General features: G+C 46.6%; 17 protein-coding genes. 10 read left to right on the top strand and 7 right to left on the bottom strand.

The features are described 5' to 3' along the window. Positions 1-43: 43 nt before the first annotated feature. On the top strand, positions 44-835 hold the full coding sequence (locus H6F59_RS03415; protein ID WP_190695154.1) for a hypothetical protein: 792 nt from the start codon (positions 44-46) through the stop codon (positions 833-835). A gap of 326 nt (positions 836-1,161) precedes the next feature. On the opposite strand, the gene H6F59_RS03410 is transcribed toward H6F59_RS03415, so the two are convergent. The 6 genes from H6F59_RS03410 to H6F59_RS03385 all read right to left on the bottom strand — a co-directional run bounded on the left by H6F59_RS03410 (position 1,162) and on the right by H6F59_RS03385 (position 5,303). Then, on the bottom strand, positions 1,162-1,821 hold the full coding sequence (locus H6F59_RS03410; protein WP_313887102.1) for a HupE/UreJ family protein: 660 nt from the start codon (positions 1,819-1,821) through the stop codon (positions 1,162-1,164). Positions 1,822-1,957: 136 nt separating this feature from the next. Beyond that, positions 1,958-2,314, bottom strand: a complete 357-nt coding sequence (locus tag H6F59_RS03405) for a nitrile hydratase accessory protein (protein ID WP_190695152.1) — start codon at positions 2,312-2,314, stop codon at positions 1,958-1,960. Positions 2,315-2,348: 34 nt separating this feature from the next. After that, positions 2,349-2,957, bottom strand: a complete 609-nt coding sequence (gene nthA, locus H6F59_RS03400; protein WP_190695150.1) for a nitrile hydratase subunit alpha — start codon at positions 2,955-2,957, stop codon at positions 2,349-2,351. A gap of 38 nt (positions 2,958-2,995) precedes the next feature. Then, entirely contained in the window at positions 2,996-3,715 is a 720-nt protein-coding gene (nthB, locus tag H6F59_RS03395; protein WP_190695148.1) for a nitrile hydratase subunit beta, read from the bottom strand. Positions 3,716-3,767: 52 nt separating this feature from the next. Then, on the bottom strand, positions 3,768-4,286 hold the full coding sequence (locus H6F59_RS03390; protein ID WP_190695146.1) for a DUF1097 domain-containing protein: 519 nt from the start codon (positions 4,284-4,286) through the stop codon (positions 3,768-3,770). Positions 4,287-4,337: 51 nt separating this feature from the next. Next, entirely contained in the window at positions 4,338-5,303 is a 966-nt protein-coding gene (locus H6F59_RS03385) for a GTP-binding protein (RefSeq protein ID WP_190695144.1), read from the bottom strand. Between the two features lie 470 nt (positions 5,304-5,773). On the opposite strand from H6F59_RS03385, the gene H6F59_RS03380 reads away from it, so the two are divergent. From H6F59_RS03380 to H6F59_RS03365, 4 genes are all read left to right on the top strand, one after another. After that, positions 5,774-6,979 carry a transglutaminase domain-containing protein gene (locus tag H6F59_RS03380; RefSeq protein WP_242021243.1) on the top strand — a complete coding sequence of 402 codons (1,206 nt, stop codon included), beginning with the start codon at positions 5,774-5,776 and terminating at the stop codon, positions 6,977-6,979. Positions 6,980-7,024: 45 nt separating this feature from the next. Continuing rightward, positions 7,025-8,020 (top strand): hypothetical protein, encoded by a 996-nt coding sequence (locus H6F59_RS03375; protein ID WP_190695140.1) that lies wholly within the window; start codon positions 7,025-7,027, stop codon positions 8,018-8,020. Positions 8,021-8,042: 22 nt separating this feature from the next. Further along, positions 8,043-8,798 (top strand): HNH endonuclease domain-containing protein, encoded by a 756-nt coding sequence (locus tag H6F59_RS03370; protein WP_313887101.1) that lies wholly within the window; start codon positions 8,043-8,045, stop codon positions 8,796-8,798. 99 nt (positions 8,799-8,897) lie between these two features. Next, complete coding sequence (locus H6F59_RS03365; RefSeq protein ID WP_190695136.1) at positions 8,898-9,815, top strand: hypothetical protein; 918 nt, start codon at positions 8,898-8,900, stop codon at positions 9,813-9,815. A 52-nt stretch (positions 9,816-9,867) separates the two neighbouring features. On the opposite strand, the gene H6F59_RS03360 is transcribed toward H6F59_RS03365, so the two are convergent. Continuing rightward, a complete protein-coding gene (locus H6F59_RS03360) occupies positions 9,868-10,140 on the bottom strand; it encodes a tyrosine-type recombinase/integrase (RefSeq protein WP_190695217.1) in 273 nt (90 codons plus the stop codon). A 329-nt stretch (positions 10,141-10,469) separates the two neighbouring features. On the opposite strand from H6F59_RS03360, the gene H6F59_RS03355 reads away from it, so the two are divergent. The 5 genes from H6F59_RS03355 to H6F59_RS03345 all read left to right on the top strand — a co-directional run bounded on the left by H6F59_RS03355 (position 10,470) and on the right by H6F59_RS03345 (position 14,042). Further along, positions 10,470-11,666, top strand: coding sequence for an endonuclease/exonuclease/phosphatase (locus H6F59_RS03355; protein ID WP_190695134.1), 1,197 nt, complete (start codon positions 10,470-10,472; stop codon positions 11,664-11,666). 91 nt (positions 11,667-11,757) lie between these two features. Next, positions 11,758-11,964, top strand: coding sequence for a hypothetical protein (locus tag H6F59_RS25945; protein ID WP_199325558.1), 207 nt, complete (start codon positions 11,758-11,760; stop codon positions 11,962-11,964). A gap of 187 nt (positions 11,965-12,151) precedes the next feature. Then, positions 12,152-12,505 (top strand): hypothetical protein, encoded by a 354-nt coding sequence (locus tag H6F59_RS25940; RefSeq protein ID WP_199325556.1) that lies wholly within the window; start codon positions 12,152-12,154, stop codon positions 12,503-12,505. Further along, positions 12,492-13,676, top strand: coding sequence for a 3'-5' exonuclease (locus H6F59_RS25935; RefSeq protein ID WP_199325554.1), 1,185 nt, complete (start codon positions 12,492-12,494; stop codon positions 13,674-13,676). The genes H6F59_RS25940 and H6F59_RS25935 overlap by 14 nt, the downstream gene beginning before the upstream one ends. A 6-nt stretch (positions 13,677-13,682) precedes the next feature. After that, entirely contained in the window at positions 13,683-14,042 is a 360-nt protein-coding gene (locus H6F59_RS03345) for a hypothetical protein (protein ID WP_242021242.1), read from the top strand. Positions 14,043-14,057 lie beyond the last annotated feature (15 nt).

Genomic DNA, 14,057 nt, shown 5'->3' with positions numbered 1-14,057 from the left:
GGGGCTATTTATTATTTCAGACGTAGATTCTCTTCAGGATAACTTGTATGAGTATCCTAAAAATGACAAGCCATCTGGCAATTTAACCTTAGGGCAATTAGACTGGTTTATCCGTTTTTTTCTACTTGTTTGTATCTCAACGGTGGTATCGGTAAGTTATGAGCTTTGGAGGGAAATCCAACAGGGGACATTCATCTTTTGGCAGCATTTCTTCTCGGTATTGATGCCACTGATTTTAGCTTTTGGAGTCATCGCTAGTCTTTGGTGGGGACGAGAGTTAGTCAAAAACCAGTTATTGCCACGTATACCCCAGGCAGGACTAGCAGGATGGCAAGATCTGAAATTGTTAAAGGTAGATGAATTCTTATATTTAGTAGAGTTACGCGTAACATCTCTACTAGCGCTAACCAATGCTGTTTTTATGGATCGTATTAAAGCATTGATTTTCGCTCGGGCATATAGCGATAAAAGATACCAAGGAAAGCTTATTTCGAACCGGATTGATCGGTTAGTGAAACCTAATGTAAGTCTTCCTGGGGTAACGTCTCTCAGCTCACAGTTAAAGCAGGTTGCTGAGAATGCGGCAGCAATGCCTACTACTTTATGGTTTGATAGGCCTCAGCAGCTAGCAGATGTAACCGTAGCAGGGCAAGCAACTATTTGCTTTAACCTGATGCAGTATATTTGTCGAGTTTACAAAGATTCACCAGAGAACTATCCCCCAGCAGTTAAGAAATTATGGGATGAACTCAATCAAGATTGGGAAAGACTAAATATAAATCCCTATGATTTATTAGAGGAGTTGATGCCAGAGGAGAAGTTGCTTCGGCTCTAACAGAGTATCTTGAATATGATCCAGAAAACTGATGGAGTTTTTTTAGACTAAGCTCATATTAGGCCAAATAAAAATTTGACCGTTTGAGTTAGTTACTTTCACGGAACTGGCCAACTTCAAAGCAAATATCTAAAGTTTATATTAGTCATAGCAGAGGTCGGTAGTCACAAGCAAGAGAGAGTAATATGGCTGGTAAAGGCTAGGCAAGACCAGTGGCACTTATCGCCTCAGATAAAGTCAAGAGCATTAACTTCAATTGCTTTAAAAAAGCAAAGGCTAGAAGATTACACTCCTAGCCCATTCTGAGAATTCATCGAGCAAGTGGCTTAAAAGCTAGCAGCCATAAATGCCATTCCAGCCCCTACAGCAATGTATCCGGCCAAACGCAGAAAATCAGGGTAGCTAACGCTAGACTTTATGGCTTCTGTAGCTATCTTGAAGGAAATCAAAGAAATAATTGCCTGAATCAAAGTAAACCCAGCTAGATAAGCTGCTAAAGGAACTGCCGTAGCGCCAATAATGGCTTCTCCATAAGCATAGCCATGAAACAATCCTGCAATACCTGCCAAAACTGTAATGATGGCTGTGCCAGGTTTCTCTAACTTTGCTAACAAGATGCCAGAGACAAGCACTGAAGCTGAAATAACTATTTCAACTATAGGCATATCTACCAGCATTAATTGAAGCCCTGTTCCTACAAGAGCTGTTGAGACAAACACAACAGGAACCCAGAAACCTCTGGCAACAGTTGACGCTAGCAATCCCACAGATATAACAAAAACTAGATGATCAAACCCAATGATTGGGTGACCAAGCCCTGACAAAAATCCCTCCATAAAAGTAGCCGATATTACACCTCCAGATGGGTGATGGGCAAAGGCGGGAGAAGCTACTCCTAGAAGGGCAAAGATACCTATAATAAGCTTCACGAAACTGCTCAGACCCAGGCCAGCCCGATGTCTAATGCCAGTAATCTTTGATGCCACTTTTGTGTTCCTCACGATTAAATTGGCTGCAAGAGAGATGCCCAAATGACAAACAACCTTCTAGGAGGGTTGAAAGTATTTGAAGAAACAGAACAAAGCTAGGCTAAAGGTACGAAACGGGAAGAGTTAGCTCAGGTTAAATCGAGGTTTTATTGGCCTCAACCAGTATCTGACGAGTTCGTTCTTTTAACTCCTCTTCGCTGACAAGGGAAGACTCAAGTACTAAATTCTCTAGAGATGCAAGCCAACGAAGATAATAATCCCAATCTGGGTCATCTTTACAGTGAGTCGCTTCCCACTCAGCTATTGATGCTATGAGCCCTTGCCGAAAGTCTTCCCACTCGTAATGTCCTTTTTTGGACAGAGCAATTGCCATTCCAAAGGCACGGCCTTCCCAGGGCCTTTGAAACAGAATCTCCCCATTATCGCGTGGGGGAGAATCAGCGCTACCCAGCATACTAGCGGCTGCGAACTGTTCAAATTTAATCTGCATGGCTACCTAGTGATTCTTAGACGTTGCTTAATGATTAAGCTGGCACTACTACCCTGGCCGCCCCTTGCATGGATTCAGGAGTGACAATGGCCGCTAGTTGCTCTTCTGTCCACCCTTCCGTTCCTTCAGGGCGTTCTGGCAGAACAAACCATCGAATCTGAGCACTGGTATCCCAGACCTTAACTTCAACAGACTCAGAGACATCTAGACCAAACTCTTTGAGCACTTTCCGGGGTTCACGGATAGCCCTGGCTCGAAAGGTAGGATCTTTAAACCAATAAGGCGGCAGGCCCAACACTGGCCAAGGGTAACAGGAGCACATCGTGCAAACAATCAAGTTATGGACGTCAGGAGTGTTGGCAACAGCGGCCATATTCTCGCCTTCCGCCCCCGCCATACCACGGGGAAAACTCATCTCCGCAATTGCTGAAGGAGTATCTGCTAGTAGACGTTCCTTAAATGCTGGGTCAACCCAAGCTTTAGCAACAATTCTGGCACCATTAAATGGCCCCATATCCTTCTCAAAGAAGTCAATCACTTTATCGACAGTTTCGCTAGTGATGATTCCTTTTTCGATCAGCAGAGACTCTAGTGCCTTAACGCGGGCGGCACTATATGTTTCGCGGCCAACATTCTCAGTCATACCTAATTACCCAAGAATACTTAATAAAAACCCATGAACTATTCTGGATCTTCTAGATAGCCCTCAAAAATCTGAACGTAGATTTTGGTATTGGGCTCAGTAATGTCTTTCCAAATGTCGTGGGAATCAAAGACGACATTGTAGATAGGCATAGGATCGCCTACTCCATCACCCGTTGGAAAGTAATAGTTGTAGGTACCTTCGTAGACCTCATCAACAATACCTTTCTTAGTTCGCAGATACCCTGGTAGCTTGCAGTGATCAACAGGGGGTGGATTTCTAACAGTAACGGTATCACCAACCTTAAACTTAGGTTGAGCCTCCACATCACAAGCGGGTGAGTCTCCAACCCTCAGGTACTCAATTATTTGCTCATCAATAGCTGTCTCACCGCCACTCGGTAATGGTGCATCTAAGTTTCCTAAGTATGCTGCTGTTTTTGTACTTAGCTCTTCCTCTGTTACATAACCCGATTCAACAAAGAATCCAGAAATACCACCTAACCACTTCTCATAGTATCGGTACTTAAAGTAGTCAAATGGGTTCATCCCCTCTGCACCTTGGCGGAGATGGCCCCAAGTCCAAAAGCTACTGAACTTAGTTGGGACGGACTCAACGGCCTCTAAATGGTTACTCAGCCCCATCATGGCAACGTGAATGCCAAAGATACGTTCTTCCCACGGTTGAACGAAGACTTTCTTCTCAAAGCTAGAAGGTTCAAGTCCTTCAATTCCACCGATGTAATGCTGTAGCTTCATTTTATTTGTCCTAACGAAAGCATATTGAATAAATTCGAGCTATTAGGGAGGCTTAGGCGCGAGTTTGATTACTTACAGCGGTAACTTCGCTTGTTGTCATAGCATCACCCCAAAACTCAGAGAGATAACCAAATAGCCCCCCTAAAATCATTGCTGCTGCCGCTACTAAACCCGGATTGGTCAGACCCACCGTAGTAATAGGCACTCCTGTAGCAACAGTAGTGCCCACTGTTGAAGCAAATCCCCAAACAATTGCAGGGATTGCAGTAAGTAGAGTAGCTTTAGATGCCTGGACCATGGCAGCACTTCCCAATCCAACACAGACGGCGGCAATAAACGGATTTGCACCCAAAGCGGTGATCGCAAGCAAAGTGAGCGAGGCAATCACAATGCCTGTCAAATTGGAAGCAATACTTTGTTTGAGGCCAGATGACTTCCCTCCTAAAATGAAAAACGATGCCCAAGCAATGAACGTGACCCAAACTGGCACAAGAATCACTGTTGCTGTGAGAAAAGTATCTATAGCACCTAATACTCCGATACTGACACTATAGGCATCTAGCTTCTTCATGGAACGACCTTTTCCTAATTTTTCAAACCACTCACTTTTTGGCAATACTCGTTATGCAAGGCAAGCCTGAAAGCCATCTTTGAGTTCCATCTCTGATAAGTTACGACCGATGAATACGAGTTCATTCCTACGCAACTCATCACTTTTCCAAATGCGCCCAGGTCTACCATCTAATAGCATGTGAACTCCCTGGAAGACGAAACGCCTATCTTCTGAGTCAATATCTAGAATGCCTTTCATACGAAAGATATCTGCCCCTCTATCTTGTAAAAGCTGATAAATCCAGCGGTTAAACTTATCGCCGTCTACGCTACCTTCTTCAACGATAGAAACCGAATAAACTGACTCATCATGCTCATGAGCATCTTCGTCTAGAAAGTCTGGATCTATATGCAGAGCCTGTTTCAGATCAAAGGCTTTGATGCCAAGAACGGAGTCCATGGCAATATCACTGTCCTGAGTTCTATAAACCTTGGCAAAGGCTGTCATTCCGCGAACTCTTTGCTCCAGTTCATCAACGACCTCTGAAGATACTAGGTCAGTCTTGTTAAGCAATATCACGTCTGCGAAAGCAATTTGCTCTTGAGCTTCGTCACTTTCCCAGTGCTCCCAAATATGCTTTGAGTCAACGACTGTAATGACTGCATCTAGCTGAGTCTTAGTCCTCATCGTTTCATCTGCGAAAAATGATTGAATGACGGGTGCTGGGTCAGCTAACCCTGTCGTCTCAATCACCAAATGGTCAAACTTATCCTGTTTTTCTAGAAGGCTATCAAAGATGCGAACTAAGTCACCTCTGACAGTACAGCAGATACAGCCATTATTCATTTCCAAAATTTCTTCGTCAGCATCAATGACTAGCTGACTATCAATTCCTACCTCGCCAAATTCATTGACTATGACAGCAATTCTTTTGCCATGCTCCTCAGTGAGCATACGATTAAGCAAGGTTGTCTTTCCCGACCCTAAATACCCAGTAATGACACTTACAGGAATTGGTGAAGCATTAAGGCTCATGAGTTTCAGGAAGTGATTAATTTAAACATCAAAAAGCCAACCTAAAGTACACTGTTGCTCTAAAATTTGGGTTTAAGTAACCGAACCCAAAAGCATTTTTAGAAGCGTAAACTAAGCGAACTTTAAGCCAGTTATTATGACAACCTATCCTAGGAGGGAGGACAAGGAAGAGTTGTATCAACCAAGACATTTTTCACTTCTCACAGGACAGTCTTATAGGACAGCTTCAAAACCGGGCAACCTAGGGTTTATGCCCTTCCTGGCTGTTCTCTCTCCAAAATGACATGCGGTTTATATTCCTGAAGCTGCCCTCACTCATCACTCGAACACTGTTTTACCTAGCAGTCTTCCTATCCCCAGTGCTAGGCGTGTGGTTAGCTTCCTCTCTTGTCGCCTATGTCAACGGTCCTAAGCTACTGACAGTTTTCTCAGGTATCCTCTTATTCCCCCTAGTGCCCATCCTGTGGGATATGCGAGGCCGCAAACGGCAAAAAGCACCCAGCATTCTGACTTGGGGCGATCGCATTGTCTTGAGAACGCTGTTGCTCAACCTGGCCTTCCTCTTTTTGCTGCTGATCCTGCGACCTCAGACCTCCTTCCTGGCCCTGTCTACCCGTGGCGATTGGTTCCTTGATGGCATGCAGGGGCCACAAGCAGAACTGACTCGTAAGGGCCTGTTTACGCTTGCCAGCGGCCTCGAAGGGCTATATCTGCGATTCCACAACAATCCTTTCGACCAATACGCCGATACAACGCAGGTGCGACCCCAGCCTGCCCCGTCAACTCGTCCGGCAGGGCAGGACAAAGGATGGCCTTGGACAGGGGCCGAGCTACATCCCGCCGTAATCGGCATGCCTCCTAGCGCTGAAACCAGCATTGCTTCTGTCGCTCGGTACATCGCCAGCCAGGAAAAGAATCCAATGCTGCGCATCAAGGCACTCCACGACTACGTAGCGGATCGCATCGCCTACGATGCCCCCAACTATTTTGCGGGCAACTATCCTCCTCAAGATGCTGAGACAGTCTTCCATCGCCGAGTAGCCGTTTGTGCAGGCTATGCCAAACTGCTCGAAGCTCTGGGCCAGGCAATTGGAGAAGAGATTGTTTATGTAACAGGCGACTCCCGCAACTCCACCAGCGATCTAGAGGGCCAAAGCCATGCTTGGAATGCGGCAAAAATAAACGGACAATGGTATTTGATTGATCCAACCTGGAACAGTGGTTATGTGGATCGAGAGTCAGGTTTCACTAAGGCCTACAAGACCGATTACCTCTTCCCGCCCCCAGAGGTGATGGGCATTAGCCACTTTCCTGAGGACCAGGCATGGCAACTGCGCCCACAACCCATTACCCGTGGTGAGTTCCTGCGCCAACCGATGATGAAAGCCCAGTTCTTTGCCGAAGGGATGAAACTGGTTGCTCCCATGCGATCGCAATCAGATACTCATCAAACTGCGGTGATTCAGCTTCAGAATCCTAATCAACGCTGGTTGCTGCCTAGCTACTCTCTCAAAAGCTCTACCCAAGCTGAGCATTGTCTAGAGAGCGCTACCCAAGGCCCCCAAATAACCTGCTCCCTTCCTGGCCCTGGAGCCTATGAAGTCAGCTTGTTCAGCGGTGATGAACAGTATGGAGAGTTCGTCTATGTAGGCCAGGTTGAGTTCAATCGGCGCTAAACCCTGATTTACTTGAATTTCCAGATAACCTTAACCACAGGAATCATGCCGCTTTTCACCCTTAAAGACAAACAAATCGCAGCAGTAAATAGCACTCAGTTTGGAGCGGAAGGTATTCAGGAGCGTACTGACTTGCAAGCTGCACTCAGAGACAACATCAACGTTATTTCACCCGATACGATGGTGTTATCTGAGGAGTTCTCAGGCTGGACTGAGGGAGCACGGCGAATCGACCTACTGGGTATCGATAAGCAGGCCAACCTAGTTGTGATTGAACTCAAGCGTGATGAAACTGGGGCTCATATGGAGCTGCAGTCTCTGCGCTATGCCGCGATGGTTTCTACACTGACCTTCAAGCGAGCCATCGAGATTCACCAGCAGTACCTCGATAAGCGGGGCATTGCGAAAGATGCTGAGGTAGAAATCCTAGGCTTTCTGGGGTGGAGCGATCCGCAGGAGGAGCAGTTCCCTACGGATGTCAGAATTGTGCTGGCTTCTGCCAATTTTTCAAAAGAGTTGACCACAGCCGTCATGTGGCTGAATAAGCGTGACCTAGACATTCGCTGTGTTCGCCTTCAGCCCTATAAATTCGGAAACGAATTGCTGCTAGACATTGAGCAGATTATCCCCCTGCCGGAGGCAGAGGAATACCAGGTAAGAATTCGGGAGCAGGCAGAGGCGCAAAGAGCGGCCGCTCGATCTAGTCGAGATAACACTCAATATGAGTTCCTGGATCAGGTGTACAACAAGCGCAACTTGGTGCTGGCCGTAGTTACTCAATACATTCATGATCACCCCCAGACAACTTTAACTGAGCTGAGGCAGGTATTTCCCAACTTCCTCCACAGGTCCTTTGGGGTGGTAGCTCCGATTGAGAGAGCCTTAGAGAAGGGTCAAAAGCGCTACTTCCTAGATGAGAGTCAGATTTTGCGGACAGGGGATAATCAAACCGTTGCAGTCTGCAACCAATGGGGCATCGGCAACATCGTCCCTTTCCTCGATATAGCAAAGCAGCTTGGCTATGAAATAACAGCGCAGTAAGCCAGTGCTAGCCTCCGATAAAGTGATCAGCACCATTCTCAAGCATGATACGAAAGTAACGAGCTACAAGATCGCGCTGCTGCGAGCTATCAATGACGTAGTGCTAACCTACCCCGACCTAAGAAGCTATCAAAGCGACGTGGCGGTTCCTCTCAAACTGCTAGCCGAGTTCTGGATCGCTTACTACTGGCCCTTCGTAGATATTGACCAGCCCATTCAACAGGGACAGCGGGCACAGCGTCAGGGGCAGATCATCAACAATGTGGCTTTCAGACCTGCTCTGACCAAACTACGGCGGCAGTGGGAGCAGGTGATTGGAGGGTTGAAGAATCCCGCCGATGGCTTCTTCCTCATCAACGAATTACGGTCCCCACGCAAACACCAGTGCTACCCCCAATTAGGCACCGCTTTTACCTGCCCCTGGACAGAGAAGCGTATTGCCCAGGGCATTGATTACAACCTCGACCACATCTTGCCGATAGCGGTCTACCCAACCAATGAGCTGTGGAACTTGGTGCCGTCTGACCCAGACTTTAACTCTCACAGGAAGCGCGATCGGCTACCAACGGCTGAAAGGTTGGTGACGGCTTTTCCATGGTTAGAGTTGGCATATTCGAATTATGGTGATTCTATATCGTCAATAGAGGTATTGCAGGAGGATATATCACTACGTTTTGCAAGAGTTCGACCAGGAGAATCTTTTGCTACAAAGGTTGCAATTGCGGTTATAGACTTGGTAGAGGTAGTAGCCAAATCTCGGAATTTAGCTAGATTTTAAGACTTGAAAGAGTCAAATTTTTAGATAATCCTTTTCAGCAATATGACACACAGCTAAATTTTCAAAAAACCAATTTTCTTTTGACAGGAAAACGATCACATGAACTTCTTAAATAAGAATCCGTTGACTAGCATTAACATTCTGATGGCAGCTTGTCTATTTGGCGGATTAACTGGTGCCTGTGTTCTATTATTGTCATGGCCGCCTAGTCAAGAACTGGAGGCATTTAGGAATACGCCCGATTTTGTCACTTGGCTTTTTATTGTTTGCATTTTGTTTTCTGCTATACCATTTGCATTCATTCATGGATTGCTTGCCCTCCTTCACTTGAAGAAGAAGTTGGCTTCAAAAAACTTTCTGAATATCATCTGGCAATTGCTATTATTAATAGTTATTTTCTCTGTACCCTTTCTCTTTTTCCAAGCTTTTGGACCAGTGTTTAGGCCTGGGGAAATACTTACACTCGATGTTCGCACTAATATCATTACTATTCTGTGTGGAATTTCGGTGTTGCCTTCTATTTTAGGGCTATTTTCTCTTTCGAGTCTTGCTTCAAAAATTAGAGTTGACGGCGAATCATTTTTAGCTGAGTATTTTCTGCTTAAAAATTATCTCAGTAGTCTTATTTTTTCGGTGAGCATAATCATTGGGCTTGGGACGTTGGCCACAGGAGGACTTCAACGTGCTTTGCAAAATTATGCTGATGCAGGCTTTACATCTTCTCCTTTTCCGCCTGTGTTGACAATTGTTTATGGTGCTTACTTTAGCTTTATTCTAGTCATTCTATATTTTCCTTCTGAAGTTATGCTACCCAAAAAAGGGAAATTATACATTCTTCAACACATAGAGATTCCTCCATTAAGTTCAAAAGACTGGTCAGAGTGCCACGAAAAAAGGTTAAAAGCGGAGGAGTGGCTAAACATAATGAAGCATCCACTATCCAATCTGTCATCTAATTTAGTGATTTTAGTTCCTCTTCTAGGTGGTTTGATATCATATTTAATACCCCAGAGCTAGCTGCCTCTTCACAACTGCTATTCACCACTTGAGAAGTTTTAGAACTTCTATTTCATCCCCATAGTCCTCTCAACGCCTCATCTGCCTCCTGCTGCCCAATCTCCAAATACCTGGCCAGGTTGCCGATGTCCTCATGCTGCGTAATTTTCTGAAGGGTTCGTAGAGAGTAGCCCTTCTCAAAGTGCATCATCGTCAGCAGCGATTGCCGGAAGCTATAGGTAGACATGCCCCGAATGCCTAGGTAATCGAGCGTTTCCCGCAGAGCTTTGTCAAAGGCTCTAGTAGTGATGTGTCTTTTGAGCCGCTCAGGGAGGTGGAGAGATATATTCCGGTACTTTGAGTGCGATCGTCAACACCGCAAACTTTCTCTGCCCCACCCGGATGAGCCCCAACGCATGGCCCTGAAAGTGCTGAGCTGCTGTAGTGAGTTGGAAGGGCATAGTGTAGGGGCGATTGCCAACCTGGCCGAGTTGTATCAGGAATCAACCAGAGCTATTTTGAAGTCTTTGGAAGGCAAGTGGTCGCTGAAGTGACAGTTGGAGGAAAGCTGTGGAAACTTAATCAATAAATATTGGTCAAGCACAAGTAGCTCAAATCCTAATTCTGACAAAGCCACTATCCTTAGAATATGGATCTATCCTAAAGGTCTCACTAATGGCTGATTTAACTGCTGATGAATGGGCAAATATCAATGCCCTGTTAGAGAGCGATCCCTATAAATACGGCATTCCTCAGCGTACTTACGGCTCTGCTGTACTGGGATCTTTTAATATCCGCAAGCTAGGTAGCGTAAGCAGTCGAAGCACAAATACTTGGAACTTTCTTGCGAACATTTGTAAGCGCTTTGATCTGCTATCCGTCCAAGAGATTATGGGCGATTTGGAAGGCTTTGACAAGCTAGTAAGCTTAATGGGGCCTGAATATGACGCTATTGTTTCTGATAAGACTGGGCAATTCCCTGGCGAACAAGGACTAGGTGAACGTCTAGGGTTTATCTATAATCGAAACCTTATTCGTCAGGGTAACATTGTCTCTGATGTCTCCTATGACCGTACCAAGCTTCTAACAACCATCGTTGCTCACTACAAGGTTTTGGTCGAAACTGCTAAGCCTTATCTAGACTACCTTCAAACTCGGGATGCTTGGCGAGCCAACCCTATTGGTTCCGAACCTAAAGCACCAAAGATTCAAATACCTGTGTTCTTGACGTTCATTCGACAGCCCTTTTGTGCCAGCTTCGAAATAGTAGGCCATCCTGAGACAAAGCCCTACCAAATCATGGCTATCAATGCTCACCTGTATTTTGGTACTTCTCTTGAGGATCGCCGTCAAGAATTCGATGCATTGATGGAATGGATTATAGGCCGAGTTCAGGAGCAAGATAACACTTATTTCTCTAACTATGTCTTGATGGGTGACCTTAACTTAAGCTTTAGCAATCCAAAAAAGGATAGGCCTCAAATAGAGAAACACATCAAAACCTTTAATCAAGGCATGCAGGCTGCTGGCAGTACCACTAACGTCAATTTTCCATTTTTAGATGTCCACAAAGGTTCAACTGAACCATTCCGTACTAATGCACGTTTGAGTGAGACATTTGATCAAATTGGCCTATTCAGCCATGACCCACGCCTTCCTTCCTATGACAAAAACCCGGAGATGGGACCTGAACCACCTCAAGGTCCAGACTATGGTGTTGTAAATTTTGTAGAACTGTTTCGTGAAGCCCTTGAGCTACCGCCTATTAAGGACTTAAGTAGCCAAGAGAAGAAAGAGTTTTATGAAAAATTTGAACATGAGGTGAGTGATCATCTGCCCATTTGGTTGCGGTTGCCATTACCGGAGGTTTAACTAAGTAGGCTTTTTGATGTGCTTATGGTTTGCCTGCTGGGCTTTGCTCTGTTCTGGGGATAACTAACCACAGTGGCTTGACTCAACATCTATGGCTCTCACCATCCCCGAAACCATTCCTTCCACCGCCAGCCAGGGTGAACAGCGGCTATTCAATATCCTCAAAACTAAGCTGCCCGAGGATTTCATCGTTTGGTATGAGCCACGTCTACAGCGCAACCTCTATCCTGACTTCACCATCCTCAGCCCGCCTGCTGATCATCGAGGTCAAGGGGTGGTATGCCGGCAACATCATTGAGGCTGGAGAGCGATTCTTCAAAGTCAAGGATAAGTATGGGACAACAGAGAGCCACCAATCTCCCCTCAGACAAGCCCACAACTATTTCTGCACCGCCGCTGAACGATTCAAGGGTTACCCCATCCTCCGCTAGCCTGATGGCAACTATGAGGGCAAGCTAGTCCTTCCCGTGGGTACCGGCGCTGTAATGAGCAACATTAACGAACCGCAAGCTCATGAGGAGAGCATCTACAACTTTCTCCAGCAGCCCCAGGTCGCCTACCGAGATGAACTACTGAAGTGGGAGAGCTACAGCCCAGAGATGCTGGTGCAGCGGCTGCGGGACATGTTCAAGGTCTACTTCGACTTCCCGACGCTTACAGTAGACCAGGTGAACACGATTAAGGGCTGTCTGCATCCCGAGACCGTTATCAAACAAAAGCCTGCTGGGCCTAAGAGCGTGCCTACTGGAGCTAACCTGCCCGAAGGCAGCACTGTGATTGTCCCCCTCGATCTCGACCAGGAACGCCTTGCCCACAACATGAAGGATGGCCACCGCTGATCTCTGGCGTAGCTGGCTCTGGCAAAACCCTGATCCTCCTAGCCCGCGCCAAAGTCCTGGCCAACAACTGCTCGACCAGCGCATCCTGATTCTGTGTTTCAACATTACGCTGGCTGCCCACCTGCGATCGCTTTTGCATGGCGACACAATGAACCCTCAGTACAGAGACCGCATTGAGGTCATGCATTTCCACGGCTGGGCTAAGTCAATCCTTGGCCGACTTCCCTTTGTGAGCAACCCAGACACCTATGATGCTCTCTTGGGTCAGCAGGTTCTAACCGCCCTCCAGCGGTTTCCCGAAGCAGACCGTTGGGACTCGATCATGGTGGATGAGGCCCACACTTTTACCCGCGAGTGGTTCCAGTGCTGTGTCGCTGGCCTTAAAGACCCAGAGAATGGCGATCTGCTGGTTGTCTCAGATGGTAATCAAAGCCTCTACAACCGTTCCAAGTCCACCTGGAAATCAGTGGGCATCAAAGCCCAAGGCCGCACGATGAAGCTGGCCCAAAATTACTGCAACACCAAGGAGATCCTAGAAGCCGCGTGGACAGTGGTGAAGAACACTGACCAAGACCTGACCGACGATGCCACATTCCCCACTGTTATGCCTGAAGCAGCCCTGCGCCAGGGGCCTCGACCAACTCTCTACCAATCAGGTACTAAAGCCAGGGCTGTAGATGTCGCCGTCGAGCAGGTGCAGCGTTTGGTGATGTTGGGCTACAGCCCCTCGGATATTGCCATTCTCTACCGTAAAAAGCCAAAGCAGGATACGGCTTCGTTCAACTCCATGCTCCAACACTTGCAAGACCTGGGCCTGCCGGTCTACTGGGTCACAGAGAGCCAGGAAACCAAAGTCAATTACAGCGCCCGCAAGCCGGGGGTAAGAGTTATAACCACGCTGTCCTCATTAGGCTTGGAGTTCAAGGCAGTGCTGCTGCTGTGGGTCGAGCAGTTTGAGGACTGTTTTGCAGAGGATTTGAATACACGATCGCTTGCACGGCGACAGCTCTATGTGGCCATGACCAGGGCACAGGATGAGTTGTATCTGATAGCTGGGGGAAAGGAGCGGGTAGTAAGCGCGCTAGAAAAAAGTGAAGCATTGAACAGCGAAACCAATCATATTATTGAACGTCAAATTAGACAGCCAAAACTCTCGGTAAAACCAAGATAACTAGCAATGGATCAAACAAAGATAAAACACAGAGACGATGTTCTTAGAGCTTATTTTCAGGGGCGAGATCGGGACAGAAATAATGAATACTACCTGAAACAAAAATTTGTAGCCAACAGCGCTACCTTTATGCCTGACTATCCCTACCTCATTGATGACGAATGGGAAGTCGAAACTAGTCGAACAGAAAAAGGAAAAGGCGATTTGCTGTTCACTGATGGGGCAGGTCGTTTTGCAGTAGTTGAGGTTAAGTGGATTGACTTAGAAGGCCCTAACGGCAGCCGTACAGGTTCAACACGGCGAGATAGTAATCGTAAGAAGAAAAAGCAAGTTAAAGACCAGCTGTCAAATACGCTTTATCTTTGAGCAAGCTGCTCGATA

This window comes from Nodosilinea sp. FACHB-141, from assembly GCF_014696135.1.
GTDB lineage: Bacteria > Cyanobacteriota > Cyanobacteriia > Phormidesmidales > Phormidesmidaceae > Nodosilinea.
This window is presented reverse-complemented; position numbering and strand designations above follow the sequence as displayed.

What these genes read in the sequence shown, in the direction of transcription:
- H6F59_RS03380 (WP_242021243.1), top strand. Translation starts at nt 5,774, where the DNA reads ATGCGAGGCCGCAAACGGCAAAAAGCACCCAGCATTCTGACTTGGGGC.
- H6F59_RS03405 (WP_190695152.1), bottom strand. Translation starts at nt 2,314, where the DNA reads ATGCAGATTAAATTTGAACAGTTCGCAGCCGCTAGTATGCTGGGTAGC.
- H6F59_RS25940 (WP_199325556.1), top strand. Translation starts at nt 12,152, where the DNA reads ATGAGCAACATTAACGAACCGCAAGCTCATGAGGAGAGCATCTACAAC.
- H6F59_RS03345 (WP_242021242.1), top strand. Translation starts at nt 13,683, where the DNA reads ATGGATCAAACAAAGATAAAACACAGAGACGATGTTCTTAGAGCTTAT.
- nthB (WP_190695148.1), bottom strand. Translation starts at nt 3,715, where the DNA reads ATGAAGCTACAGCATTACATCGGTGGAATTGAAGGACTTGAACCTTCT.
- H6F59_RS25935 (WP_199325554.1), top strand. Translation starts at nt 12,492, where the DNA reads ATGGCCACCGCTGATCTCTGGCGTAGCTGGCTCTGGCAAAACCCTGAT.
- H6F59_RS03365 (WP_190695136.1), top strand. Translation starts at nt 8,898, where the DNA reads ATGAACTTCTTAAATAAGAATCCGTTGACTAGCATTAACATTCTGATG.
- H6F59_RS03375 (WP_190695140.1), top strand. Translation starts at nt 7,025, where the DNA reads ATGCCGCTTTTCACCCTTAAAGACAAACAAATCGCAGCAGTAAATAGC.
- H6F59_RS03385 (WP_190695144.1), bottom strand. Translation starts at nt 5,303, where the DNA reads ATGAGCCTTAATGCTTCACCAATTCCTGTAAGTGTCATTACTGGGTAT.
- nthA (WP_190695150.1), bottom strand. Translation starts at nt 2,957, where the DNA reads ATGACTGAGAATGTTGGCCGCGAAACATATAGTGCCGCCCGCGTTAAG.
- H6F59_RS03355 (WP_190695134.1), top strand. Translation starts at nt 10,470, where the DNA reads ATGGCTGATTTAACTGCTGATGAATGGGCAAATATCAATGCCCTGTTA.
- H6F59_RS03390 (WP_190695146.1), bottom strand. Translation starts at nt 4,286, where the DNA reads ATGAAGAAGCTAGATGCCTATAGTGTCAGTATCGGAGTATTAGGTGCT.
- H6F59_RS25945 (WP_199325558.1), top strand. Translation starts at nt 11,758, where the DNA reads ATGGCTCTCACCATCCCCGAAACCATTCCTTCCACCGCCAGCCAGGGT.